The sequence below is a fragment of the Halomonas chromatireducens genome, from assembly GCF_001545155.1.
Taxonomy (GTDB): domain Bacteria; phylum Pseudomonadota; class Gammaproteobacteria; order Pseudomonadales; family Halomonadaceae; genus Halomonas; species Halomonas chromatireducens.
In genome coordinates this window covers 2,473,091-2,497,357 of the sequence record NZ_CP014226.1, presented here as the reverse complement: position 1 = coordinate 2,497,357, position 24,267 = coordinate 2,473,091, and the positions used below count along the sequence as shown (strand labels likewise).

The following is a 24,267-nucleotide window of genomic DNA, read 5'->3' as shown; positions in this document are numbered from 1 at the left end:
TCTCGGCCTCAGGCCAGGCTGATCAGTTCCAGACGGACCGCACACTTCTTGAAGTCCGTCTGCTTGGAGATCGGGTCCGTGGCATCCAGCACCACGTTATTGATCAGCCGATTGGCATCGAAGAAGGGCACGTAGACCAGCCCCTGCGGCGGGGTAACCCGGCCCCGTGTCTCGACCCGCAGACGCACCTCGCCGCGCCGGCTGATCACCTTCACCTCGCTGCCGCGCCGCATACCCTCTGCACGGGCATCTTCGGGATGCATGTACAGCAACGCCGCCGGTACCGCTCGATGCAGCTCGGGGACCCGGCGTGTCATCGAACCAGTATGCCAATGCTCCAGCACCCGTCCGGTCGAGAGCCAGTAGGGAAATTCATCGTCCGGCGATTCGGGGGGCGGCTCGTCGGGTACGGCGAAGATCAGCGCCCGGTCATCAGGCTTGGCATAGAACTGCACGCCCCGCCCCTCCTCTACATAGGGGTCGAGTCCTTCGCGATAGCGCCACAGGGTTTCCTCCCCGTCTACTACCGGCCAGCGCTTGCCGCGGTTCTGGTGGTAGTTATCGAAGTCGTCCAGGTCCTTGCCCTTGCCACGACCGAAGCGGGCGTACTCCTCGAACAGCCCCTTCTGGATATAGAAGCCGAACGCTTCCGCTTCCCGGTTGGCGTAGCCCTCCTCCATGTCCGAGAGCGGGTAGCGATCCACCTGCCCGTTGGCGTAGAGCAGATCGAAAAGGGTCTTGTCCCGGAGCTCAGGAGCCTTTTCAAGCTGCTCGGAAGGCCATACCTCATCGACCCGGATGCGCTTGGAGAACTCGACCAGCTGCCAGAGGTCTGAGCGGGCCTCTCCCGGTGCATCGACCAGCTGGTGGAAGAACTGAGTGCGACGCTCGGAGTTGCCGAAGGCACCTTCCTTCTCCACCCAGGAGGCAGCCGGCAGGATCAGGTCGGCGGCCTGTGCCGAGGCGGTGGGATAGATATCGGAGACGATGACGAAGGCCTCTGGATTACGCCAGCCCGGCAGGATCTCCTGCTGGGTATTGGGCCCTGCCTGCATGTTGTTGCACACCTGGGTCCAGTAGACCTTGATCTCGCCATCCTTCAGCTTGCGGCTTTGCTCGACTGCGTGGAAACCCACCTTGCTGGGGATAGTTCCCTCGGGAAGCTTCCAGACCTCCTCGGCAAAGGCGCGGTGCTCAGGGTTGGTGACCACCCGGTCCGCCGGCAGGCGGTGGGCGAAGGTGCCTACCTCACGAGCCGTGCCGCAAGCCGATGGCTGGCCGGTCAGCGAGAAGGGGCTGTTGCCGGGCTCGGAAATCTTGCCGGTCAGCAGGTGCAGGTTATAGATCAGGTTGTTCACCCACACGCCGCGGGTGTGCTGGTTCACACCCATGGTCCAGAAGGTCATCACCTTGATATCGGGGTCGGCATAGAGCTCCGCCATCTGCTCGAGCCGGCTCTCGGAGACGCCGGACTCCCGCGCCGCCCGCTCCAGGGTAAAGTCAGAGACATGGTCGGCAAATTCGTCGAAACTCATCTCTGTCCAGCGGTTGGGGTCATCGGCGTTGGCGGCTGCCTGCTGCAGCGGATGTTCGTCCCGCAGGCCGTAGCCGATGTCGTCCACGGCGCGTACGAAGTTCGTATGGCTATCGACGAAGTCACGATCGACCCGGTCGGTCTGGATGATGTGGTTGGCGATGTAGTTGAGGATCACCACATCGGCATTGGGCTTCATCACCATGGGGATGTCGGCCAGGTCGAAGCTGCGGTGCTCGAAGGTAGAGAGCACGGCTACCCGAGTGTCAGGAAATGAGAGCCGGCGGTCGGTGACCCGGGTCCACAGGATCGGGTGCATCTCCGCCATGTTGGAGCCCCACAGCACGAAGGCATTGGCATGCTCGATGTCGTCGTAGACGCCCATGGGCTCATCAGAGCCGAAAGTGCGCATGAAGGCGAACACCGCCGAGGCCATGCAGTGACGAGCGTTGGGGTCGATGTTGTTGGTGCGCAGCCCTGCCTTGAACAGCTTGCTGGCCGCATAGCCTTCCCAGATGGTCCACTGTCCGGAGCCGAACATGGCGACGCTGTCGGGGCCGTGTTCCCGAATGGCACTCTTGAACTTGTCGGCCATCAGGTCAAGGGCCTCGTCCCAGGAGACCGGTTCGAAGTCGCCCCGCTTGTCGTAGACGCCGTTGCGCTTGCGTAACATCGGCTGCTGCAACCGGTCCTGACCGTAGAGGATCTTGGAAAGGAAGTAGCCCTTCACGCAGTTGAGCCCACGGTTGACCTCCGACTGGGCATCGCCGTGAGTGGCAACGATACGGTTGTTCTGGGTGCCCACCATCACACTGCAACCCACCCCACAGAAGCGACAGGGTGCCTTGTTCCAGTTGAGCTGCGTCAGTTCGGCGTTGGTGATCAGGTTACTGGCACCGGCCGGCAGGACCATTCCGGCGGTGGCAGCCGCAACGGCTGCCGCATTGGCCTTGGCAAATTCACGGCGAGTCAACTTCATGTCGGCATCCCTTCTGCTGGGGCTTGTTGTTCCACGGAGTCGGCGGGTTCATCGGCGGTACCAGGCTCGAGCATCTGGTGATAGACCAGGGCCGCACCCAGCACGCCGGGGCGGGTTTGAACCGCATCGATCAGGTCGAGAATGCGGCCCTCTCGCTCACTCTCCATCACCACCACGAGCTTGCCGGACGGATCCTCGGCACGAATCTCACTGTCGGGCTGGGCAGCCAGCCATTGCGCCACCGTCTTGCACTCCTCCGGTTGGACATGGACCAGAAAACTGGCGATATGCAGGGCATCATTCGGCATGGGCCATCTCCTCGCTTGTCATTGTGATGGCGTGATTGGGACACTGGGCCTGGCAGGCACCGCAGCCGGTACAGGCCTCGAGGTTCAGCCGCGGCTTGGGGGGGCGCCCCAACTGCGGGGGAAAGGCGATCGCATGCCATTCACAGGCATCCTGGCAGCTCTGGCAGTGGATATCGGCCAGTGCCAGGCAGTGGGCTTCGATGCGGGCTCGCCAGGGAAAGGCGTTGCGCCGGATATCGAAGACAGGCTCGTCGCAGGCGTCGACACAGGCGCGACACAGGGTGCAGCCTTCGTGCTTGAAACGGATCTCGGGATAGCCGCCCCCGCCGTGGAACAGCACCTGCTCGGGGCAGGCGTCGATACAGGCTGCACAGCGAACGCAGCGCTCGGTGAAGTCATCGCCGGTCCAGGGAGGCCGCTGGATCGGGCCATGTCCGCCAAGGGAGCGAAAGAATTGCCGACGTCTGTTGTTATTCGTTTTTGTCATGCGGCCCTCAGCCCGGGGGCCCGGGTGGGCCGGTGAAGGTCTGGTAAATCCATACGGAGAAGCCGAAGCTTCCGACCAGGGCTATCGCCAGGATCGGAAACAGCAAAATAGCAATGAAGAGGAACAACTTTAGCTCCTTCTTCTTACGCTCCTCCGGTGCCAAGGTATCCGGGTCTTCCATGCCACTCCCCCTCATTACCCGATAGCAGATTATTGGTCACCCTGACTTTCAGGGTAGCTAATATTCCACCCCTGCCAGGCTTTGTTACATAAAAACAACAAATCGGGCCCGCCAGTTGGCTGGCCCGAACAGAAGAGTAGCTTGCGCAGGGCTGTTATCAGCCCGCTCGGGGCTACCCGGCACCCCTGATCAAAGAATCCAGCGCGGCCAGGTAGCCCTGGCTGCCGAGCCCGGCGATAACGCCGTCGGCACGCAGCGAGACATAGGAGTGATGACGGAAACTCTCACGCTTGTGCACGTTGGAGAGATGCACCTCGATAACCGTGCCGTCGAAGGCGTTGAGCGCATCGAGGATCGCCACCGAGGTGTGGGTATAGGCGGCGGGGTTGATGATGATCGCCGCGGTGCCGTCGACACGGGCGGCATGGATCGCATCGATCAGTTCGCCCTCGTGGTTGCTCTGGCGACAGGTGACGTCCCAGCCGTTCATCGCCGCCTTCTCGTAGAGGGCATTGTTGATGTCGTTGAGGGTCTCGCTGCCGTAGATCTCCGGCTGGCGGGTACCCAGCAGGTTGAGATTGGGGCCGTGCAGTACCAGTACTTTGTTCATCTCGTTGTCTCTTTCGTGTTAGGGAAACACTGCACAAATGCCTGCGAGATAGCGGAAGGAACCGCGCCCCGACAAGGCCGGTTCTGATTTCATGTCGACGGTTCGAGCAACCGCTGCCAGGCATCGATCACGACCTGCCGGTGCGCCTGGAAGTCACTGTCATCACCGCGAGACGCTTCGCGGGTCAGCGAGGTACGGTGAACGGCGCTGCGGTAGGCCAGGTAGGCTTCGCGCAGGCGCCGACAGTCGTCGGCGGGCAGGCGGCCGCTGCTCTCCAGGGTCTCGAGGATGCGCATGTTGTCGCTCCACTGGAGCAGCTCGGGCGTGTCGTGCCCCATGGAGAGCACCGCGAACTGGCAGATGAACTCGATGTCGATCATGCCGCCGGCGTCCTGCTTCAGGTCGAAGGTACCGGATTCGCCCTTGCTGCCCAGGTGGTCGCGCATCTTGCGTCGCATCGCCACCACCTCCTGGCGCAGCGCCTCGACGTCGCGGCTGCGGCCGAGAATCTCCTGGCGCACCGCATGGAAACCCTCTGCCAACTGTGGGTTGCCGGCCACCACCCGGGCTCGAACCAGCGCCTGGTGCTCCCAGGTCCAGGCCTGGTTGCGCTGATAGTCGGCGAAGGCAGTCAGCGAGGTCACCAGCAGGCCAGAATTGCCCGAGGGCCGCAGGCGCATGTCTACTTCATAGAGCGTGCCGGCCGGGGTCACCGCCGTCAGCAGGTGGATGATGCGCTGCCCCAGGGGGGTGAAAAAAACCGCCACGTCGACGGGACGAGGACCATCGGTGCTGGCGTTGGCATCGGCATCATGGACGAACACCAGGTCCAGGTCCGAACCGTAGCCCAGCTCGATGCCTCCCAGCTTGCCGTAGCCGATGATCAGGAACTCCGGCTCGGCACCGGCCCGGGAGCCATCCCCACGCGCCGGGTAGCCGTGCTTGCGCACCAGATGCCGCCAGGCCATGGAAAGCACCGCCTCCAGCAGCACCTCGGCGATATAGGTAAGGTAGTCGCTGACCTTCATCAGGTGGCGAGTGCCGGCGATATCCGAGGCAGCAACCCGCAGCACGTGGGCGTGCTTGAAGACCCGCAGCGCCTCGAGCTGGGCCTCCTCGTCATCCTCCGGAATGCGACCCAGCGCCTGGCGCAGCTCATCGGCCAGCCGCGCCTTGTCGGCGGGGGTATAGAGCGTTTCAGGGGTCAGCAGCTCATCGAGCAGTAGCGGGAAGCGGGCCAGCTGCTCGGCGATCCAGGGGCTGGCACCACACAGTCGCATCAGGTGGCTCAGGGCCTCGGGATTCTCGCGCAGCAGCGCCAGGTAGGCGGTGCGCCGCAGCACCGACTCGACCAGCGGCAGGACACGCTCCAGCGCGGTATCCGGGTTCTCGCTCTCGGCGACGGCGTTGAGCAGCATCGGCATCAGGGCATCCAGGCGCTGGTAGCCGATGCGCTGCATCGCCTGCACCTGGCGCGACTCACGCAGCGACACGAGCCGGCGCAAGGCCGTGTCCGGCGCGGAGAAATCGGTCTGGGTCAGCAGTTCCAGGCTCTCCTCCTGGTTGAGCTCGCCCTGCCACAGCGAACGCCACGCCTCGAGCGAGCCGGCACTGCCATCCTCCGCCTCGTCGCTCTCTTCGTTTTCACCCCCGTTTTCCCCCTCCGGGTCGGCGATCACCGCGTCGAAGTGCTGACGCACCCGCTCACGCACCTCGTCGAGGCGGGCGATCACCCCCGGCCAGTCTTCCATGTCCAGTGCCAGCGCCACCCGCTCGCGGTCCTGGTCGTCGCCGGGCAGGCTCTGGGTCTGACGGTCCTCCAGCGCCTGCAGGGCATGTTCCAGGTCGCGCAGGAAGACATAGTCCGGCAGCAGCTCATCGACCACCTCCTGGGGCAGCAGCCCCACGTCGGGGAGCCGCTCCAGCGCGGTCTTGAGCGAGGTCACCTGGAGCTCCGTGTCGCGCCCGCCGCGAATCAGCTGGAAGGCCTGGACCACGAACTCCACCTCGCGGATGCCGCCGGGGCCGAGCTTGATATTGGCCTGCATGCCCTTGCGCTTCACCTCGCGGTTGATGAGCCCCTTCATCTCGCGCAGCGACTCGATGGCACCGAAGTCGAGGTACTTGCGATAGACGAAGGGCCGCAGGTTGGCCAGCAGCTCGCCGCCCGCCTCCAGATCGCCGGCGACCGGCCGCGCCTTGAGCAGGGCGTAGCGCTCCCATTCGCGCCCCTGGTCCTGGTAGTAGGAGGCCAGCGAGGCGAAGTTGCCCACCAGGGGCCCGCCGTCGCCCAGCGGGCGCAGCCGCATGTCGACGCGAAAAGCGAAGCCATCGGCGGTCACCGCGTCCAGGGCGGTGATCAGCCGCTGCCCCAGCTTGGTGAAATACTCCTGGTGCTCGAGCGCCTTGCGGCCGCCCTGGGTCTCGCCTGTCTCGGCGTAGGCGAAGATCAGGTCGATATCCGAGGAGAGATTCAGCTCGCCGGCGCCGAGCTTGCCCATGCCCAGCACCACCAGGCGCTGCTCCCTGCCGTCGTCACGCGGGGCGGGGCGCCCCCAGCGGGGCTCGAGATGAGCTTCAAGCCAGCCCAGGGCGCCATCCAGGCACACCTCCGCGAGGCGGGAAACCGCCGCGCTGGTATGCCACATGTCCACGCCGGCAGGCCGTGTCAGGTCGCGCCACACGATGCCCAGCATGCGCGCACGCCGAAACCGACGGATGGCCGCATGCAGGGCAGCCTCGTCCTCGGCCGCTTCCAGCCGCTCGCCCAGCGTATCGCGCAGCGTCGCCTCGTCGGGGGCCGCCTCCAGCTCGCCGCCGGCATCCAGATGCAACAGCCAGTCGGGATGGCGCACCAGGGTATCGAGCACGAAGTCGGAGATGACCAGCACCCGGGCCAGCTGGCGGCGGCGCTGTTCATCGAGCGCCTCCCAGCTCTCCGAGGGCCGCTCCTGCCCCGTCATCTCGGCGACATTGTCGGCCTGGGCCAGGCTGTCGCTCAGCCGCTGCCAGGCCTTGCCCAGGGCGGGCCTGAGCGGAGCGGGAACGTCATCGTCGGGGAGGAAGTCGTCGGGAAGGGCCATATGCAGCTCGCCTTGTCGCAGCTCGGATGTCTCCAGCATAACGAAGGCGAGGCCTTACCGGCACCCCGCAGGAGCCCATGGCGCCATTCAGCTCAGGAATTTCTGCCAAGTCAGCAGGCCCCAGGCCAGGCCTGCCAGCAGCAGTGACAGCATCACCGCCGCCGAGCTGATGTCCTTGGCCCGCCCCGAGAGTTCATGGTGCTCGGTGCCGATACGGTCCACCACGCTCTCGATGGCGCTGTTGAGCAGCTCGACAATCAACACCAGCAGGCAGCTGCCCAGCAGCAGAATCCACTCCACCGGCCCCTCGCCGATCCCCCAGGCCAGCGGCAGCAGGATCACGCAAAGGGCCAGCTCCTGGCGAAAAGCCGCTTCATGGCGGAAGGCGAGCTCAAGCCCCTTGAGCGAATAGCCGGTGGAGTCGATCAGATGGCGCCAGCCGGTGTGTCCACGCTTCATGATGCTGTGCTTCCTGTCTCGGGCCCCTGGCGAGCTGAGTTAAGGGCTCTGGGTGAATGGCTCTGGGTGAATGGTTCTGAGTAAAGGGCTGACGGCCAGGTCAGTGGGCCTCGATCATGCGCTCCAGATCCTCGGCCAGGGGGTCGAGCACCTGGGCCCAGTTGAGCCACGGCGTCGTCGCGGTCCCGTTGACCAGTACGGTGAAGACCCCCCAACGCCCGGAGAGGGTTCGGAAGTAGCCGCTCACGGAGCGCACGGCAATGGGCTGGTTGAGGGTCCCGGTCTTGAGCATGACGTGGTTCTGGAAGGTGGACGAGCCCCGCTGGATGAAGCGCGACACACCGTTGGCCGGCGACTGGAAGCTGGCAACGAAGCTAGGGAACAGCGCCGTGCGGTGAAACATGCTCTCCAGCAGGATGTTGGAGCCATGGGCCGAGGTGCGATTCTCGGTGGTCAGCCCGCTGCCGCTCAGCATGATCAAGGGTCCATGGTCGGGCATCCCCGCCACGTAGTGCTCGATGGCGTCGCCGGCCTGCAGCAGACTGCTGCGCGGCGTGTCGACCAGGTTGAGCGCCAGCACATCGGCCATGAAGTTGTTGGAGTAGTTCATGGTTCGCAGCAACAGCTCCTGCAGCGGCTTGCCATCCACTGCCGCCAGGGTGCGGGCTGCGGCGGGGGGCTCCTCCACGCTGGTGGTATAGCCCTGGCGCACCGCGATCCCTGCCTGCTCGAGCATGGCCGTCATGGTCCGCGCCGTCTGCTGTGCCGGGTCGCTGCTGGCCCGGTAGACCTCGCGTGGCGAGGCGTTAAGCGATATCTGGCCACGCAGCACCATGACATCGCCGTCATCACGAGTGACCCGTTCTGCATTGAGCTCGGTGCCGCTGTTGGGGGGCTGGGTCTCGACCTGGTTATCGATGCCGACGATGGTGGTCTGGCTGTCACAGCTGGTGATCTGCGCCGGCTGGCCGGCTGCCGCCCCGGGGGCCACGCTGACGCACCAGCTGCCGTAGTTGACCCCCGCCGACGAGAGCAGCGCACTGTAGGCGTTGGCCGTGCGCGTACGGGCCTGGCAGCGATCGGTGGTGATGCACTCCACGGGGCCGAAGCGCCACTGGCTGACCACCAGGCGCCCTTCCACCTCGCGTACGCCACGCTGATGGAGACGCTGCGCCAGGCGCCACAGGTCCTCGGTGGTCAGCGCCGGGTCGCCGCCTCCCTCGAGGATCAGGTCGCCGGCCACGACACCGGAGCCGTTGAGCTCGGCATCGCTTGCCAGCCGGGTTGTGAAGCGGTGCTGGGGCCCCCAACGATCCAGTGCCGCAGCCGCCAGGTAGGCCTTGGTCACCGAGGCGGGCGAAAGCTGGCGCTGGGGATCGATGGCACCGAGCACTTCGCCGGTGTCGAGCAGCTTGGCCTCGGCACTGACCAGAAAGCCTCTCTCGACCATGCGCTCCAGTTCCGGAAAGCCGGCACCCGCCGCACCCAGTGGCAACAACAACCCCAACAGCAAACCCAACGGCAGGACAAGCCAACGCGACATGAACAGGAACCTCGTATTGTAAGAATGTCGAACCCATGTGGCCGACCCGAAGTACGCCTCAGTGTACGGATACCCGGGAAAACAGCTGGATCACCACGACCCCCGCGATGATCAGCGTAATCCCCAGCATGGCCGGCAGGTCAGGCCGCTGGCCGAACACCAGCGCACCGACGAGTGCCACCAGTACGATCCCCATGCCGGCCCATATCGCGTAGGCGACACCGACAGGGATGGTACGCAGCACCAGCGACAGCATGTAGAAGGCCAGCACGTAACCGACTACCACTATCAGGCTGGGCCAGAGCCGGGTAAAGCCCTCGGTGGCCTTGAGCGCGCTGGTAGCGACCACTTCGGCCACGATAGCCAGGGCCAGATAGACGAACGCCATTTCAACACTCCTCCTTGGCTTCGGTGGGCACCAGGCCAGGCGCATGGGGCAGTGTGACAGCGAGTCGCCATAAAGACTGACCGCTGACATGGTACTTATGTTCAAAGGGCGTCAGATAGTGCGCACCGGGGTCATGGTCTTCCACGGCAGCCTTCAACCCGGTGGCCTGCTCCAGCGCCTGGGCAAACTCCTCGACGTAGAGCCGCCAGTTGGAGCGCAGCTCCAGGCGTCCACCCAGCGCCACGATCACCGGGAAAATGGCATGACCGTGCCAGCGGGCCTTGAGATGGGCCGACTTGGGGTAGGGGTTGGGGTAGAGCAGGTAGTGACGCGCCGGCTGCCAGCCGGCTGCCAGCGCCAGGCGCCAGAAATCCACCAGGTCGGCACGCACCAACAAGGCATTGTCGGGAAGCGCGCCATGATCGCGGGAAAGGCGGTCGGCGCTGCGATCCACACCGATGACCCGATGATCGGGGAAGCGCCTCGCCAGATGACGGGTGGAAAGCCCCACGCCACAGCCGGCATCCAGGATCAGCGGTGCCCCGGCTGCGCCCTGCGCCAGCCAGGCATTCGCCTGCTCGAAGGCCACGCGAGTATGGTCGGCGATGGGCTTGCGCAGGGGATGGCGCAGGGCACGCTCGACGCGGCGGGCCAGGTCCCGATGGGCCCCCGGCTGGTTGGTCACGATGTTACGGGAAGTGGCATGCATGCGGCATCGGCTTTGGCGATTGCGAAACCAAGCATTCTACCAGTCATGGCGACGCACGCGAGGTGCGGTGCATGCTAAGCAGAGAAATGCCCAACGAGCCGGCAGGGACGGCTTAGCATGGCACCTGGAGTGTCGCGAACGTAACGGCATCGACTACTATGGGAACGGTTCCAGCTATTCGGCCCGCCCATGACTCAATCTCACCGCGCTACCATTATCGAGGTTGCCCGTGCAGCCAGCACCTCAAAAACCAGCGTCTCACGCTATGAAGAAGCGCATCCTGGCCTATGGTCGCCTGAACGAGGACCAACTGGCCCAGCTCGCCCACGAATTCGAAGTCCAGACCTTCAGCAACCTGGCTTCCGCCGACGATCCCGACTTTCGCACCGCGCTCGCACATGCCCACGGCCTGATCGGCGCTAGTCTGACCATCACCCCCGAGCTGCTGGATGAGGCCCCTGAACTCGAAGCCATTGCCACCATTTCAGTAGGCTACGACAACTACCCGGTAGAGGAGCTGACCCAGCGCGGCGTCCTGCTATGCAACACGCCGGACGTACTTACCGAGACCACCGCTGACACCGGCTTCCTGTTGATGATGGCCACAGCCAGGCGCGCCATTGAGCTGGCCGAGTGGGTCAAGCGCGGCGATTGGCAGGCCGGCTTGGGGGCCGAACACTTCGGCAGCGACGTGCATGGCAAGACCCTAGGCATGATCGGCTTTGGCCGCATCGGTGCTGCCGTGGCCCGGCGCGGCGCCCTGGGGTTCGACATGCGGGTGCTCTATTCCAATGCCTCCCCCAAGCCAGAGCTGGAGAAAGAGCTCGGCGCAGAGCGCCGTGAGCTGGACGCGTTGTTGGCCGAAGCTGACTTCGTTTGCGTCACCGTGCCGCTCACCCCCGAGACCGAGCACTTGATCGGCGAGCGGGAGTTCGCCTTGATGAAGCCGTCGGCGATCTTCGTCAATATCGCCCGCGGCAAGGTGGTTCACGAGGCGGCGCTCATCGAAGCGCTGGAGATGGGGCGTATCCGCGCTGCCGGCCTTGACGTCTTCGAGCAGGAGCCGCTGTCGCCGGAGTCGCCGCTGCCACATTTTGCCAATGTCGTCGCCCTGCCGCATATCGGCTCGGCCACCCACGAAACGCGCACCGCCATGGCCCAGCGGGCCGTGGATAACCTCATCCTGGCGCTAAAGGGCGAGCGCCCGATCAGCCTGGTCAACGAGGCAGCCTGGAAGCCGGCCTGACGTCGCGTCCTGCCCGGCAGTGCCTACAGCCCTGGCGCACCTCATCGAACTGGAGAGTCTCATGTCACGCTTTGATCTGCATGGCCGAGTGGCCATGATCACCGGCTCCAACAAGGGCCTCGGTCAGGGCCTGGCCGTGGCGCTGGCCGAGGCCGGCGCCGACATCGTCGGGGTCAACCGCAGCGCCGCCGACGAGACCCGCTCACTCATCGAGGCGCTGGGATGCCGCTATATCGACGTCCGGGCCGAACTGAGCCATGACGCCCCGGCCGATATCGTCGCACGCGCCCTTGAGGCAGCCGGCCGGCTCGATATCCTGATCAACAACGCGGGAACCATCCGTCGCGCACCCGCCCTCGAATTCAGCGAGGAGGACTGGGACGCTGTAGTGGACGTCAACCTAAAGGCTTCGTTCTTCCTCGCCCAGTCGGTGGCTCGCCATCTGGTAGAACGCAACGCGCCGGGGCGCATCGTCAACATTGCCTCTGTATTGTCATTCCAGGGCGGCATCCGGGTTCCGTCCTACACCGCCAGCAAGAGCGGCATCCTCGGCTTGACCCGGCTACTGGCCAACGAGTGGGCCACCCACGGCATCACCGTCAACGCCATCGCCCCCGGCTACATGGCTACCGATAACACCCAGGCGCTACGCGAGGACACCACCCGAAGTGCCGAGATCCTGGGTCGCATACCCGCCGGCCGCTGGGGCACCCCCGAGGACCTTGCCGGCGCCGTGATCTTCCTGTGTTCCGACGCCGCTGCCTACGTCAACGGCCATACGCTGGCAGTGGACGGCGGTTGGCTGGCACGTTGACCTGCAAGACATCTGCCGTTTGCTTTGCCCGGTAGGCTTTCAAAGCCTGCCGGCGGGCCTGCTTCCTGCGGCACCCAGGAATGGTATCTCGCTGGGCGAGACCCACCCTGATGGATGGCAAATCACACTTTGGCGGCCCTTGGGCCGCTTTTTTTCGGCACAGGCATCCGCAAGCGATCGAGCAAACCTGCCAGCCATGTTGGCAAGCCTGGGGAAGTGAGCCATAATTTGGCATACCATCACGCTAGCATCCTGTCATACCAAAACGCACTACGGCTCCTTATCCAATAATCCCAAGACACTCTCAGGAAGCCCAACACATGCGATTGAAGGACAAGACGGCCTTGATCACCGCTGCCGGCCAGGGCATAGGTCGCGCTACCGCCCTACGCTTCGCCGCGGAGGGCGCACGGGTCATCGCCACCGATCTCGATAGCGAGAAGCTGCAGGACCTGGACGGTAAAGAACGGATCGAGACCCGCCGCCTGGATGTGCTCGACGCCCAGGCCATGGAGGCACTGGCTGCAGAGTTGCCACCCCTGGACGCACTCTTCAACTGTGCAGGATTTGTGGCCAGCGGCTCACTGCTGACCGGCTCGGACGATGACTGGGAGCTGTCGTTGGCGCTCAACGTCACCGCCATGGTACGCCTGACCCGAACTTTTCTCCCGGCCATGATCGACCACGGAGGTGGCAGCATCATCAACATGGCCTCGGTGGCCTCCAGCCTCAAGGGGGTACCCAACCGCTGCGCCTACGGCACCACCAAGGCGGCAGTGATCGGCTTGACCAAGTCGATCGCCGCCGACTACATCGACAAGGGCATCCGCTGCAACGCCATCTGCCCCGGCACCGTGGATTCCCCCTCGCTGCGCCAGCGTATTCGCGATCAGGCCGATCAACAGGGACGCACCGAGGCCGAGGTGCTAGCCGACTTCCTTGCCCGCCAGCCGCTCGGCCGGCTAGGCACTCCAGAAGAAATTGCCGCCCTGGCCACCTATCTCGCCGCGGACGAATCCGCCTACACCACCGGCACCGCCCAGGTCATCGACGGCGGCTGGCTGATTTGAAGTGAAAGGAGACCCCATGAAATTGCTGCGCTTCGGCCCCAAGGGCCAAGAAAAACCCGGCCTGCTCGACGCCGACGGCGTGATCCGCGACCTATCGGCCCACCTGCCCGACCTTGACGGTCATCACCTGAACCGCGACTTCCTGGCCCGGCTGTCCGCGCTTGACGCGTCAAGCCTGCCAGAGGTCTCGGCCGATCCCCGCCTCGGGCCCTGTGTGGGAAATGTCGGAAAATTCATCTGCATCGGCCTCAACTACTCCGACCATGCCGCCGAAACCGGGGCCAGCGTCCCGCCGGAGCCAGTAGTCTTCAACAAATGGACCAGCGCCATCTGCGGGCCAAACGACGACGTCATCATCCCCCGTGACGCCACCAAGACAGACTGGGAAGTGGAGCTTGGCGTGGTGATCGGCAAGGAAGCGCGCTACGTGAGGGAGGCCGACGCCATGGATCACGTGGCAGGCTTCTGCGTTGTCAACGACGTCTCCGAGCGCGAGTTCCAGCTCGAGCGCAGCGGCACCTGGGACAAGGGCAAGGGCTGTGACACCTTCGGTCCGCTGGGACCTTGGCTGGTGACCCCGGACGAGGTCTCCGACCCCCATGCCCTGGACCTCTGGCTGGAGGTGGACGGCCACCGCTACCAGGACGGCAACACCCGCACCATGGTCTACCAGATTCCTTTCCTGATCAGCTACCTGAGCCGCTTCATGAGCCTGCAGCCGGGCGACGTCATCTCCACCGGCACGCCGCCCGGCGTGGGAATGGGCCAGAAGCCGCCAACCTACCTGAAGCCCGGTCAGCGCATGCGCCTGGGCATCGAGGGGCTCGGCGAGCAGCATCAAACCGTCGTTGCCGAACCCAGCCACTGATCGGGAGTCGCCATGCGAACCGTCGTCTGCCAGGAGCCCGGACGCCTGCCCGCCAGTGCCATGATCACCCACCGCGCCCCACTCGACGAGATGCCAGAGCGCCTGCCCGTCTGGTGCGAACCAGGCAGCGGCATGATCAAGGCGATGATCGAACTCGATTCCCCAGAACACGCTGTAGCGGAGGACGACCATGCCCCAGACCATCGCCAGTGATCGCGGCCAGCTGGCCAGCCTGCGTGTACACGCCGACGACAACGTGCGTGTCGCCCTCAAGGACCTGCCAGCCGGCAGCGAAATCGACGACGGTGGCCGAGTCCTGCATCTCACCGAGGCGATCCGGCACAAGCACAAGTTCGCCATGCACGATCTTGCCGAGGGTGACACCGTGATCATGTACGGAGTCACCGTAGGGCGGGCCACTCGCCCCATCGCCGCGGGCTCGGCCATCACCACCGCCAACACCGAACACAGCACCGCCACCACCCAACCTCAGGCGCGGCGCGGCGAGTGGCGCGCTCCTGACGTCACGGCCTTCCGTAACGCCAGCTTCGATGGCTACCATCGACCCAATGGCCAGGTGGGCACCGAGAACGTCTGGCTGGTGGTTCCCCTGGTGTTCTGCGAAAACCGCAACATCGAGGTACTCCGCCAGTGCGTGGCCGATGCATTGGGCGAAGACCCCTACTACGACTACAAGCGCATGGCCCGGGAGCTTCTCCACGGCATGACGCTGGTACGCGTCCATCAGCTCGCTGAAGCGCCGGGCGACGGCGTCGTCGCGGCAGCGGGCGATCAGCTCGTGCTCCACGCCACACAGCTCGGGGAACTCGCTGAGAATGCCGCTCCCGCCCAGCGCCACCAGGCGGTCCACCACAGCGCCCACCAGAGGATTGGCGGAGAGGCCGGAGAAACCGTCCGAGCCGCCGCACTCCACGCCCAGGGTTAGCGCCGAGAGCGGCGCCGGGGTGCGCTCGACCCGGTTCGCCTCGGCAAGGCCATCGAAGATGGTCGTCAGTGCCTCACGGATCAGCGCCGACTCGCTGAGGCTTGCCTGCTGCTCCAGGTAGTGTACCGGGCGCAGCCCGCCGGGATCGCGATCTGCCACGGCGGCCTTGAGCAGGATCTGCGCATCGACCTGTGCCCAATCCACCTCAATGGTGTCCCGTAGCCCCACCCAGGAGGCGGGTTCCTCTACTGATGGAGCGACAAATATGCGCAAGATAACAACAATTGCCGACGTTCGCCGCCATTTTCTCAGCAACAAGGAGCCGATCTACTTCATTTCCGCCACCAACTTCAATCTGCTTGGCATCGGCGATTGGGTGGGCAGCTTCCGTCACATCAACTACATCGACTGCTTCGATGGCCAGCAGCGCAACGTCTTTGTGCCCAAGGAGAAATTCCCCCGGGACTTCGAGAGCATCGAGGACATCAACAACTACCTGCTCGAGCACAAGGAGGTGATCGACTTCATCGGTTCCCGAGCTGATGGAGAGAGCGCCGGTGTGGCCGCCTTCCTGATGTTCGACGAACATACCGAGGAGGTCTGCAAGCAGCTGGGGCTGCGGGTCGCCTTCCCTCCCGCGGCACTCCGGCAGCGCATGGACAACAAGATCGAGACGGTGCGCATCGGCAACAAGGCCGGCGTGCCCAGCGTTCCCAATGTCCTGGCCAAGGTCGGCAGCTATCAGGAACTGTGCGAGGTAAGCCAGGAGCTGGGCAATGACCTGGTGGTACAGACCGCCTTCGGCGACTCCGGTCACACCACCTTCTTCATCGCCAGCGAAGAGGACTACTACAAGCACGCCGAGGAGATCGAGGCCGAGCCCGAGGTCAAGATCATGAAGCGCATCAACTGCCGCGGCTCGGCGATCGAGGCCTGTGCCACCCGCTGCGGAACCGTGGTAGGCCCGCTGATGACGGAGCTGGTCGGCTTCAAGACGCTGACGCCCTACAAGGGGGGGTGGTGCGGCAACGAGATGTTCGCCGGCGCCTTTACCCAGGAGATCCGCGACAAGGCCCGTGAGTACACCTTTCTGTTCGGCGAGGCCCTGCGCGAGGAGGGCTACCGCGGCTACTTCGAGCTCGACTTCCTGATCGACATGGACAACGGCGAAGTCTACCTGGGCGAGCTCAACCCGCGGGTCACCGGCGCTAGCTCGTTGACCAACGTGGCTGCCTTCGCCCACTCCGATATTCCGCTGTTCCTCTTCCACCTGCTGGAGTTCTCGGATCTCGATTTCGAGCTGGACATCGAGGAGATCAACCACCGCTGGTCGCATCCCGACAGCGTCGATAGCTGGAGCCAACTGGTGATCAAGCACACCGACGAGAGCGTCGACCTGCTCACCCAGGCCCCGCGTACCGGCGTGTGGAAGATGGCCGAGGACGGCAGCATCGGCTACGACCACTACAGCTATCACCCCCACGCCGCCGAGAACGACCAGGAGGGTTTCTTCCTGCGCATCAGCGGCGCCGGCGACTTCCGCTACGAGGGGGCGGATCTCGGTATCCTGATCACCCGCGGCCGGTTGATGGACGATGACTTCCAGCTCACCGAGCGCGCCCGTGCCTGGATCGACGGCATTCGCGGCCAGTATGCCGGCCAGTCGCTGCAGGACCCGGTGGTGGAGGAGGTGGCCGTCAGCCATGCCGTCGGTGGCGGCAACTTCAAGATTCTCTGAGCGGAGTGAAGCGGCGCCACCCTGCGGTGGCGCGGATGCCTGATATGGAGAAGACGCTGATTTTTCGCACCGTCCGCGAGGAGAGCCCGGGCGCCAAGTGGCAGTCGCTGTTCGACTACCACTGGCCGGCCTATGAGCAGTGGTACCTGGCCGAGGGCGAGCGTGAGCGTCCGGCCTATCTGGCCTGCTACAACGCCCTGCGACAGCATATGCCGGAATTGCTGGATACCTACCGGACCCTCTGCGACCTGGCCGGCGGCGGTGACCTGGCCGCGCGGCTGCTGAGTCTCTATCGGCCGCCTCCCTATATCACCGGCTGCTCCCAGGCGGTGCTGGCGCGCAGCGACACCACCGTGCTGGCGCGCAACTACGACTACCCGCCAGAGCTCTGCGAAGGGACCATCCTCTACACCAACTGGAACGGGCGTGGCGTCATTGCCATGTCCGACTGCCTCTGGGGGGTCCTCGATGGCATCAACGACAGAGGCCTTTCGGTATCGCTGGCCTTCGGCGGCCGCAAGGTGGTGGGGGAGGGCTTCGGCGCGCCGATCATCCTGCGCTACATTCTGGAGTTCTGCGATACAGTGCCGGAGGCCGCCGCCGTGCTGGCCCGGGTGCCGACGCATATGGCCTACAACATCACCGTGGCCGATGCCGCCGGTCGCTATGTCACGGCGATGATCGCCCCGGACCAGCGTGCCAGCATTCGCCGCGTACCGGTGGCCACCAACCACCAGAAGAAGATCGAATGGTATGCCCATGCGCTGGCCTCCGAGACCCTGATCCGCGAGCGCCAGCTGTCGATCCTGGTGGACGACGAGGCGACGACCGAGGAGCGCCTGGTCTCGGCCTTCTTTTCGCCGCCGCTGTTTCGCCACGACTACCGGCGCGGGCTGGGGACCGTCTATACCGCGGTCTACCGGCCCCGGGACGGGCATGCTCAGTATCACTGGCCGGGAATGTGGCTGAAACTCTCCTTCGATCACTTTCCGGAGCAACAGCTGACCGTGCGCTACGGCGCGCGCGGCCTCAATGCAGGCTGAGTCTCGCCGGGTACCTGCCCAGGCGGTCGACAACAATCAATAACGAACGGGATGGGGTGTCGTCATGCAAGAGACCAGTCAATCCGAATCGTCCTATACGGTGCCTGAAACGGCCTATACGGCGCTGGGTTTCTACCACAAGATCTCACAGCTGCGAGCCGATACCTGGAACGCCCTCAAGCGGGACCTGGGCATTCTGGTCAAGCTCAACGATGAGAGCCGGGCGAAGAACCTGATAAAGGCCATCGACGTCAAGCTCACCCGGCTGGAGATCATCGAGGACTACCACGCCTTCCCCTCCAAGGAGGACTTTCGTCATCTCTGGTCGCTCTTCGACCGCGACGAATACGTATTGCTGGAGAAGGTGGTCAAGCGCCTGGTTCGTGCGCTGATCAGCGAATCCTACCGTCGTCGCCATGTCGATCTCAGCGACAGCGACGCCAATGCCGAAGACCTGGAAACCCTGGATGCCCTGGCCCAGCTGCGGCGTGGCCATCCGGCCTCCAACAGTGCCGCCCAGCCCTACTTCGAGCTGTTGATCGTCGACAACCTTTCCCCACAGGAAGAGGAAGTCGTGCGCGAGGCTTTCCGCAACATGCGTCGCCCCGAGGACAAGTTCGTCTACGACGTGGTCACCGTGCGCAGCTTCGAGGATGCGCTGATCGCGGTGCTGGTCAACCCCAACATCCAGGCCTGCCTGATCCGCTACGAGTTCCCCTACAAGTCGAAGTACAACCTCAGCGCGCTGCGCAACTACCTGGAGGGGCTGTCGGAGAAGGAGCTGGAGAACCAGACCGAGGCCGAGCGCAGTATTCTGCTCAGCTCGATGATTCACGAACTGCGCCCGGAGATAGACCAGTTCCTGGTCACCAGTGGCGACGTCGAGGCCACGGCCAGCCGCGACATCCGCTACTTCAACCGTATCTTCTATCGCGAGACCGACTACATCGAGCAGCACCACACCATTCTGCGGGCCATCGACAATCGCTACCGCACGCCGTTCTTCGATGCCCTGCGCGAGTACAGCAAGAAGCCCACCGGGGTCTTCCACGCCATGCCCATCTCCCGGGGGAAGTCGGTGACCCGCTCCCATTGGGCCGGCCAGATGATCGACTTCTACGGCATCAACATCTTCCTCGCCGAGACGTCGGCGACCTCCGGCGGGCTCGATTCGCTGCTGCAGCCCTACGGGCCGATCAAGAAGGCCCAGGAGTACGCGGCCCGGGCCTTCGGTGCCCGGCAGAGCTTCTTCGTCACCAACGGCACCTCCACGGCCAACAAGATCGTGGTCCAGGCGCTGGTCAAGCCGCGGGACATCGTGCTGGTCGATCGGGACTGCCACAAGTCGCACCACTACGGCATGGTGCTGGCGGGTGCCCACGTCAGCTATCTCGACTCCTATCCGCTGCACGACTACTCCATGTACGGCGCGGTGCCGCTGCACGAGATCAAGAAGACCCTGCTGGGCTACAAGCGCTCGGGTCAGCTGCACAAGGTGAAGATGCTGCTGCTGACCAACTGCACCTTCGACGGCGTGGTCTACAACGTGCGCCGGGTGATGGAGGAGTGCCTGGCGATCAAGCCGGACCTGGTGTTCCTGTGGGACGAGGCGTGGTTCGCCTTCGCCTCCTTCAACCCCACCTACCGGCCGCGCACCGCCATGAATGCGGCACGCACCCTGAGAGAGCGCTACCGCAGTGACAAGTACCGGGAGGAGTACGCGGCCTGGAAAGCCGAGTTCGACGAACTCGATCCGGACGACGACGCCACCTGGCTGGAGCGTCGGCTGATGCCCGATCCGGATCAGGTGCGTATCCGCGCCTATGCCACCCACTCCACCCACAAGACCCTGACCTCGCTGCGCCAGGGCTCGATGATCCACGTCTTCGACCAGGACTATCGCCAGAAGGTCGAGGCCCCGTTCCACGAGGCCTACATGACCCATACCTCCACCTCGCCCAACTACCAGATCGTGGCGTCGCTGGATGTAGGGCGCATGCAGGCGGAAATGGAAGGCTTCGAGCTGGTCCACGCCCAGGTCGAGGCGGCGCTGTCGCTGCGCGAGCAGCTCTACAGCCACCCGCTGCTGCAGAAATACTTCCGCGTATTGAAAAACAAGGACATGGTGCCGGCGGAATACCGCGAGTCCGGCGTCGAGTCCTACTACGACCCGGTGACGGGCTGGAACAAGATGGAGGAGGCCTGGGCCCGGGACGAATTCGTCGTCGACCCCAGCCGCATCACCATCGCCATCGGTGCGACCGGGGTCGATGGCGATACCTTCAAGAACGAATTCCTGATGAACAAGTACGGTATCCAGATCAACAAGACCTCGCGCAACACCGTGCTGTTCATGACCAACATCGGCACCACCCGTGGCTCCATCGCCTATCTGCTGGATGTGCTGATCAAGCTGGCCAAGGAGTTCGACAATCTCTGGGAGGACAGCAGCCGGCCGGAGCGCAAGATCATCGAGAACCGCGTCCACTCCCTGACCCAGGAGCTGCCGCCGCTGCCAGATTTCAGCCGCTTTCACGATGCTTTTCGCCCCGATGCCGAGAGCGCCACGCCGGAAGGAGACATCCGCCGGGCCTATTTCCTCAGCTACGACGAGGAGAATACCGAGTACCTGCGCTTCGACAACGGCGAGCTGCAGGGCCAGATGCGGTCGGGGCGCGACGTGGTCTCGGCGAGCTTCGTGATTCCCTACCCCCCGGGTTTCCCGGTACTGGTGCCGGGGCAGGTGGTCAGCGAGGGGATTCTTCACTTCCTGCAGGCGCTGGATGTCACCGAGATCCACGGCTATCGGCCGGAGCTGGGGCTGCTGGTGTTTACCGAGGAGGCATTGAGCGCGCCCCCCGACAGCTGAGCAGAAAAAACGGCATTTCCGCCCGTCACGACAAAAAAAACCGTATCGGGAGCCTCGATGATCGGAAAGTCCTGATCCCGCTTAGCCCTTACCCTGTAGACATCGGGCAGCCATCGGCTGCCCGCCATATTTTGTCATCACCGGCCATTCGTCAGGCAGGACCCGCCGGTGTCAGGGGAGGTGCCCATGAAACTGTCCAAGACGCTGTCCGCTCGAATCGAAGATCCACGCCTGTTCCGCCAGTATGCCTATGTGAATGGCAAGTGGACCCACGGCGAGGGGGGCCGTGAGGAGGCCGTGTTCGACCCGGCCACGGGCGAGGCGATCGGCCATATCCCCTGGCTGGAAGCCCACCAGATTCGTGAAGCCGTGGACGCCGCCGAGGCTGCCTTCGTTCACTGGCGGGCGCTGCGTGCCGACGAGCGCTGCGAGCGTCTCCTGGCCTGGTACGACCTGATTCAGGCCAACCGCGAAGACCTGGCCACCATCATGACCCTGGAGCAGGGCAAGCCGCTGCCCGACGCCCGCGGCGAAGTCGAGTACGGCGCCAGCTTCGTGCGCTGGTTCGCCGAGGAGGGCAAGCGTACCTTCGGTGAGACCATTCCCAGCCACATCCCCAACGCGGCGCTCGGCACTCTCAAGGAACCCGTTGGCATCGCGGCGCTGATCACACCCTGGAACTTCCCGCTGGCGATGATCACCCGCAAGGCCGCCGCCGCCATGGCGGCGGGCTGCCCGGTGATCGTCAAGCCGGCCGGCGAGACTCCCTTCTCGGCGCTGGCGCTGGCCGAACTGGCCGAGCGTGCCGGTATCCCGGCGGGTATCTTCAACGTCGTGCTCGGCGATGCCCCCGAGGTGTCGAAGATTCTGTGTGCCGAGGAGCGCGTCAAGGCGCTCTCCTTCACCGGCTCCACCCGGGTCGGTCGGCTGCTGATCGATCAGAGTGCCGGCACCGTCAAGCGGCTCTCCATGGAGCTCGGCGGCAACGCGCCCTTTATCGTCGCGCCGGAAATGGATCCCAAGGAAGCGGCCTTCGCCGCCGTGGCGGCCAAGTTCCAGACCGCCGGCCAGGACTGCCTGGCGGCCAACCGCATCCTGGTGCATGAGTCGATCCACGACGAATTCATCGAGCACTTCGTCGAGCGCATGGCGGCGCTGACCGTGGGCAACGGCCTGGAGAGCGAGATCGACCTGGGGCCGCTGATCCATCGCCAGGCGGTGGACAAGGCCGCCGCCATCGTCGACGATGCCATCTCCCGGGGCGCGAGGCTGGTGGCCGGCGACCAGAACCAGGCGCCGGGGCCCAACTTCTTCATGCCCGTGCTGCTCACTGGGGTGACTCGGGATATGCAGGTATGGCGCGAGGAAAACTTCGCACCGGTGGCCGGCGTTACCGCGTACAGTGACGACGACCAGGTGATCGAAATGGCCAACGACACCGAGTACGGTCTGGCGGCCTACGTCTATACCCACGACATTCGCCGCATCTGGAAGATGCTGCGGGCGCTGGAGTTCGGCATGGTCAGCGTCAACTCGGTGAAGATGACCGGCCCGCCCGTACCCTTCGGCGGCGTCAAGCAGTCCGGCCTCGGCCGCGAGGGCGGCATTACCGGCATCGACGAATACCTGGAGACCAAGTATTACTGCCTCGGCGGCCTGGGGTCGGTCTCCGGGAGTTAGGGGCAGAGGGGCTGCCAGCGCATCCCATCTCGCGATGCCCAAGGGCGAAACCCTGGCGCAGCACTTGCGGCCAGCGCGTCGGGCTGGAACAAGGTCCCTCTTGCCAGCCCTCGATCGACATCCCTGTCGATCGCCGCGCGCCGCTTCGCTTGCACCAGCGCCCTTGGGTAGATATCGCTCGATGGCCCGCCCTGGCATCTGACCATGGGCGTCATCAACGAATTTGAACATCACCCCGCAGCGGCGGGGCTTAGAACTTAGAAGAGAGAACCGCATGAGCCAGCAGCACCAGGATCTGATCGATCGTGACCGCAAGGTGACCTTCCACGCCTCCACTCACCTGCGCGACTTCGCCCACGGCGACGCCCCGGGCCGGGTGATCACCGGCGGCAAGGGTATTCACATCGTCGACAAGGACGGCCGCGAGTTCATCGATGGATTTGCCGGGCTCTACTGCGTCAACATCGGCTACGGTCGCACCGAGGTGGCCGAGGCCATCTACCAGCAGGCGCTGGAACTCTCCTACTACCACACCTACGTGGGCCACTCTAACGAGCCGCAAATCGCTCTCTCCGAGAAGATCCTCGCGCTGGCGGGCCCCGGCATGTCCAAGGTCTACTACGGCATGTCGGGCAGCGACGCCAACGAGACCCAACTGAAGATCGTGCGCTACTACAATAACGTGCGTGGCCTGCCGCAGAAGAAGAAGGTCATCTCGCGCATGCGCGGCTACCACGGCTCCGGCATCGCCTCAGGCTCGCTGACCGGGCTCAAGGCGTTCCACGACCACTTCGATCTGCCCATCGACACCATTCGTCACACCGAGGCGCCGTTCTACTACCAGCGCGCAGCGGAGCTGGAAGGGATGTCCGAGCACGAGTTCTCGAAGCACTGCGCGCGCAAGCTCGAGGAGATGATCCTGGCCGAAGGGCCCGACACCGTGGCCGCCTTCATCGGCGAGCCGGTGCTGGGTACCGGCGGTATCGTGCCGCCGCCGGAAGGTTACTGGACGGAGATCCAGGCAGTGCTGGCCAAGTACGACATCCTGCTGATCGCCGACGAAGTGGTCTGTGGCTTCGGGCGGATCGGCGCCGATTTCGGCAGCCACTACTACGGCATCAAGCCCGACCTCATCACCGTGGCCAAGGGCCTGACCAGCGCCTACCAGCCGCTCTCCGGCGTGATCGTCGGCGACCGCGTGTGGCGCGTACTCGAGCAGGGCACCGGCGAGTATGGCCCCATCGGCCACGGCTGGACCTACTCCGGCCACGCCCTGGGCTGTGCCGCGGGCCTGGCCAACCTGGCGATCATCGAACGCGAAGGGCTTACTGCTAATGCCGCCGAGACCGGCGCCTACCTGCAGCATCAGATGCAGGCCGCCTTCGGCGATCATCCGGTGGTGGGCAACGTGCGTGGCGTGGGCATGCTGGCCGCATTGGAGTTCTCCGTCGACCCGGCCCGCCGCGAGCACTTCGATGCCGCGCACAAGGTCGGTCCGCGTATCGCCGCCGCCGCGCTGGACGAGAACCTGATCGCCCGCGCCATGCCCCAGGGCGATATCCTGGGCTTCGCGCCGCCGCTGACCACCACCCGCGCCGAAGTCGACGAGATCGTCGCCCGTGCCCGTCGCGCCGTGGACAAGGTCACCGATCAACTGGTCCGTGAAGGTGCCATCAAGGCCACCATGTCCGTCGGTTGATACCGGCACCTGC

General features: G+C 64.6%; 20 protein-coding genes and 2 pseudogenes. 11 read left to right on the top strand and 11 right to left on the bottom strand.

Going from position 1 to position 24,267, the window contains the following annotated elements; translation table 11 throughout:
- Positions 1–8 precede the first annotated feature (8 nt).
- The 10 genes from napA to trmB form a co-directional block, all read right to left on the bottom strand.
- The gene (gene napA, locus LOKO_RS11610) at positions 9–2,513 is read right to left on the bottom strand and encodes a nitrate reductase catalytic subunit NapA (protein WP_066449308.1); all 2,505 of its coding nucleotides are present in this window, start codon (positions 2,511–2,513) and stop codon (positions 9–11) included.
- Positions 2,510–2,821 carry a chaperone NapD gene (locus LOKO_RS11605; protein ID WP_066449302.1) on the bottom strand — a complete coding sequence of 104 codons (312 nt, stop codon included), beginning with the start codon at positions 2,819–2,821 and terminating at the stop codon, positions 2,510–2,512. The genes napA and LOKO_RS11605 overlap by 4 nt, the downstream gene beginning before the upstream one ends.
- Complete coding sequence (gene napF / locus LOKO_RS11600) at positions 2,811–3,308, bottom strand: ferredoxin-type protein NapF (protein ID WP_066449300.1); 498 nt, start codon at positions 3,306–3,308, stop codon at positions 2,811–2,813. The genes LOKO_RS11605 and napF overlap by 11 nt, the downstream gene beginning before the upstream one ends.
- Positions 3,309–3,315: 7 nt before the next feature.
- A complete protein-coding gene (locus LOKO_RS11595) occupies positions 3,316–3,489 on the bottom strand; it encodes a periplasmic nitrate reductase, NapE protein (RefSeq protein ID WP_066449298.1) in 174 nt (57 codons plus the stop codon).
- 172 nt (positions 3,490–3,661) lie between these two features.
- Positions 3,662–4,099 carry a type II 3-dehydroquinate dehydratase gene (aroQ, locus tag LOKO_RS11590; protein WP_066449296.1) on the bottom strand — a complete coding sequence of 146 codons (438 nt, stop codon included), beginning with the start codon at positions 4,097–4,099 and terminating at the stop codon, positions 3,662–3,664.
- A gap of 89 nt (positions 4,100–4,188) precedes the next feature.
- Complete coding sequence (glnE, locus tag LOKO_RS11585) at positions 4,189–7,182, bottom strand: bifunctional [glutamate--ammonia ligase]-adenylyl-L-tyrosine phosphorylase/[glutamate--ammonia-ligase] adenylyltransferase (RefSeq protein ID WP_066452331.1); 2,994 nt, start codon at positions 7,180–7,182, stop codon at positions 4,189–4,191.
- Positions 7,183–7,269: 87 nt separating this feature from the next.
- On the bottom strand, positions 7,270–7,641 hold the full coding sequence (locus LOKO_RS11580) for a diacylglycerol kinase (protein ID WP_066449293.1): 372 nt from the start codon (positions 7,639–7,641) through the stop codon (positions 7,270–7,272).
- 100 nt (positions 7,642–7,741) lie between these two features.
- Positions 7,742–9,184, bottom strand: a complete 1,443-nt coding sequence (dacB, locus tag LOKO_RS11575) for a D-alanyl-D-alanine carboxypeptidase/D-alanyl-D-alanine endopeptidase (protein ID WP_066449291.1) — start codon at positions 9,182–9,184, stop codon at positions 7,742–7,744.
- 58 nt (positions 9,185–9,242) lie between these two features.
- Positions 9,243–9,572: a DMT family transporter gene (locus LOKO_RS11570; RefSeq protein WP_066449288.1), complete on the bottom strand. Its 330-nt coding sequence runs from the start codon at positions 9,570–9,572 to the stop codon at positions 9,243–9,245.
- A 1-nt stretch (position 9,573) separates the two neighbouring features.
- Complete coding sequence (gene trmB / locus LOKO_RS11565) at positions 9,574–10,281, bottom strand: tRNA (guanine(46)-N(7))-methyltransferase TrmB (RefSeq protein ID WP_066449286.1); 708 nt, start codon at positions 10,279–10,281, stop codon at positions 9,574–9,576.
- Between the two features lie 265 nt (positions 10,282–10,546).
- Between trmB and LOKO_RS11560 the strand changes: the two genes are divergently transcribed.
- The 6 genes and pseudogenes from LOKO_RS11560 to LOKO_RS20655 all read left to right on the top strand — a co-directional run.
- Positions 10,547–11,527 carry a 2-hydroxyacid dehydrogenase gene (locus LOKO_RS11560; protein WP_066449284.1) on the top strand — a complete coding sequence of 327 codons (981 nt, stop codon included), beginning with the start codon at positions 10,547–10,549 and terminating at the stop codon, positions 11,525–11,527.
- Positions 11,528–11,588: 61 nt separating this feature from the next.
- Entirely contained in the window at positions 11,589–12,341 is a 753-nt protein-coding gene (gene kduD / locus LOKO_RS11555; protein ID WP_066449283.1) for a 2-dehydro-3-deoxy-D-gluconate 5-dehydrogenase KduD, read from the top strand.
- 320 nt (positions 12,342–12,661) lie between these two features.
- Complete coding sequence (locus LOKO_RS11550) at positions 12,662–13,411, top strand: SDR family oxidoreductase (protein WP_066449281.1); 750 nt, start codon at positions 12,662–12,664, stop codon at positions 13,409–13,411.
- A gap of 16 nt (positions 13,412–13,427) precedes the next feature.
- A complete protein-coding gene (locus LOKO_RS11545) occupies positions 13,428–14,279 on the top strand; it encodes an ureidoglycolate lyase (RefSeq protein WP_066449273.1) in 852 nt (283 codons plus the stop codon).
- 12 nt (positions 14,280–14,291) lie between these two features.
- Positions 14,292–14,492 carry a hypothetical protein gene (locus LOKO_RS11540; protein WP_066449272.1) on the top strand — a complete coding sequence of 67 codons (201 nt, stop codon included), beginning with the start codon at positions 14,292–14,294 and terminating at the stop codon, positions 14,490–14,492.
- Positions 14,470–14,958, top strand: a pseudogene (locus tag LOKO_RS20655) (UxaA family hydrolase); the annotation flags it as partial. The gene LOKO_RS11540 and the pseudogene LOKO_RS20655, both read left to right, overlap by 23 nt.
- 99 nt (positions 14,959–15,057) lie before the next feature.
- Here the strand turns inward: LOKO_RS20655 and LOKO_RS20505 are convergent.
- A pseudogene (locus LOKO_RS20505) lies at positions 15,058–15,213 on the bottom strand (D-galactarate dehydratase); the annotation flags it as partial.
- A gap of 277 nt (positions 15,214–15,490) precedes the next feature.
- Here LOKO_RS20505 and LOKO_RS11530 point away from each other — a divergent pair.
- The 5 genes from LOKO_RS11530 to LOKO_RS11510 all read left to right on the top strand — a co-directional run bounded on the left by LOKO_RS11530 (position 15,491) and on the right by LOKO_RS11510 (position 24,254).
- Positions 15,491–16,963: a biotin carboxylase gene (locus LOKO_RS11530; RefSeq protein ID WP_066449259.1), complete on the top strand. Its 1,473-nt coding sequence runs from the start codon at positions 15,491–15,493 to the stop codon at positions 16,961–16,963.
- A 44-nt stretch (positions 16,964–17,007) separates the two neighbouring features.
- The gene (locus LOKO_RS11525) at positions 17,008–18,006 is read left to right on the top strand and encodes a C45 family autoproteolytic acyltransferase/hydolase (RefSeq protein WP_066449256.1); all 999 of its coding nucleotides are present in this window, start codon (positions 17,008–17,010) and stop codon (positions 18,004–18,006) included.
- A gap of 64 nt (positions 18,007–18,070) precedes the next feature.
- On the top strand, positions 18,071–20,875 hold the full coding sequence (locus LOKO_RS11520; protein WP_066449253.1) for an aminotransferase class I/II-fold pyridoxal phosphate-dependent enzyme: 2,805 nt from the start codon (positions 18,071–18,073) through the stop codon (positions 20,873–20,875).
- Between the two features lie 186 nt (positions 20,876–21,061).
- Positions 21,062–22,555 (top strand): NAD-dependent succinate-semialdehyde dehydrogenase, encoded by a 1,494-nt coding sequence (locus LOKO_RS11515; protein WP_066449250.1) that lies wholly within the window; start codon positions 21,062–21,064, stop codon positions 22,553–22,555.
- 274 nt (positions 22,556–22,829) lie between these two features.
- Entirely contained in the window at positions 22,830–24,254 is a 1,425-nt protein-coding gene (locus LOKO_RS11510) for an aminotransferase (protein ID WP_066449248.1), read from the top strand.
- Positions 24,255–24,267 lie beyond the last annotated feature (13 nt).

Coding starts and splice junctions, on each gene's coding strand:
- LOKO_RS11605 (WP_066449302.1), bottom strand. CDS start 2,821: ATGCCGAATGATGCCCTGCATATCGCCAGTTTTCTGGTCCATGTCCAA.
- LOKO_RS11540 (WP_066449272.1), top strand. CDS start 14,292: ATGCGAACCGTCGTCTGCCAGGAGCCCGGACGCCTGCCCGCCAGTGCC.
- LOKO_RS11530 (WP_066449259.1), top strand. CDS start 15,491: ATGCGCAAGATAACAACAATTGCCGACGTTCGCCGCCATTTTCTCAGC.
- aroQ (WP_066449296.1), bottom strand. CDS start 4,099: ATGAACAAAGTACTGGTACTGCACGGCCCCAATCTCAACCTGCTGGGT.
- LOKO_RS11525 (WP_066449256.1), top strand. CDS start 17,008: ATGGAGAAGACGCTGATTTTTCGCACCGTCCGCGAGGAGAGCCCGGGC.
- LOKO_RS11570 (WP_066449288.1), bottom strand. CDS start 9,572: ATGGCGTTCGTCTATCTGGCCCTGGCTATCGTGGCCGAAGTGGTCGCT.
- LOKO_RS11545 (WP_066449273.1), top strand. CDS start 13,428: ATGAAATTGCTGCGCTTCGGCCCCAAGGGCCAAGAAAAACCCGGCCTG.
- LOKO_RS11580 (WP_066449293.1), bottom strand. CDS start 7,641: ATGAAGCGTGGACACACCGGCTGGCGCCATCTGATCGACTCCACCGGC.
- napF (WP_066449300.1), bottom strand. CDS start 3,308: ATGACAAAAACGAATAACAACAGACGTCGGCAATTCTTTCGCTCCCTT.
- LOKO_RS11515 (WP_066449250.1), top strand. CDS start 21,062: ATGAAACTGTCCAAGACGCTGTCCGCTCGAATCGAAGATCCACGCCTG.
- dacB (WP_066449291.1), bottom strand. CDS start 9,184: ATGTCGCGTTGGCTTGTCCTGCCGTTGGGTTTGCTGTTGGGGTTGTTG.
- LOKO_RS11550 (WP_066449281.1), top strand. CDS start 12,662: ATGCGATTGAAGGACAAGACGGCCTTGATCACCGCTGCCGGCCAGGGC.
- trmB (WP_066449286.1), bottom strand. CDS start 10,281: ATGCATGCCACTTCCCGTAACATCGTGACCAACCAGCCGGGGGCCCAT.
- glnE (WP_066452331.1), bottom strand. CDS start 7,182: ATGGCCCTTCCCGACGACTTCCTCCCCGACGATGACGTTCCCGCTCCG.
- LOKO_RS11510 (WP_066449248.1), top strand. CDS start 22,830: ATGAGCCAGCAGCACCAGGATCTGATCGATCGTGACCGCAAGGTGACC.
- LOKO_RS11520 (WP_066449253.1), top strand. CDS start 18,071: ATGCAAGAGACCAGTCAATCCGAATCGTCCTATACGGTGCCTGAAACG.
- LOKO_RS11560 (WP_066449284.1), top strand. CDS start 10,547: ATGAAGAAGCGCATCCTGGCCTATGGTCGCCTGAACGAGGACCAACTG.
- kduD (WP_066449283.1), top strand. CDS start 11,589: ATGTCACGCTTTGATCTGCATGGCCGAGTGGCCATGATCACCGGCTCC.
- napA (WP_066449308.1), bottom strand. CDS start 2,513: ATGAAGTTGACTCGCCGTGAATTTGCCAAGGCCAATGCGGCAGCCGTT.
- LOKO_RS11595 (WP_066449298.1), bottom strand. CDS start 3,489: ATGGAAGACCCGGATACCTTGGCACCGGAGGAGCGTAAGAAGAAGGAG.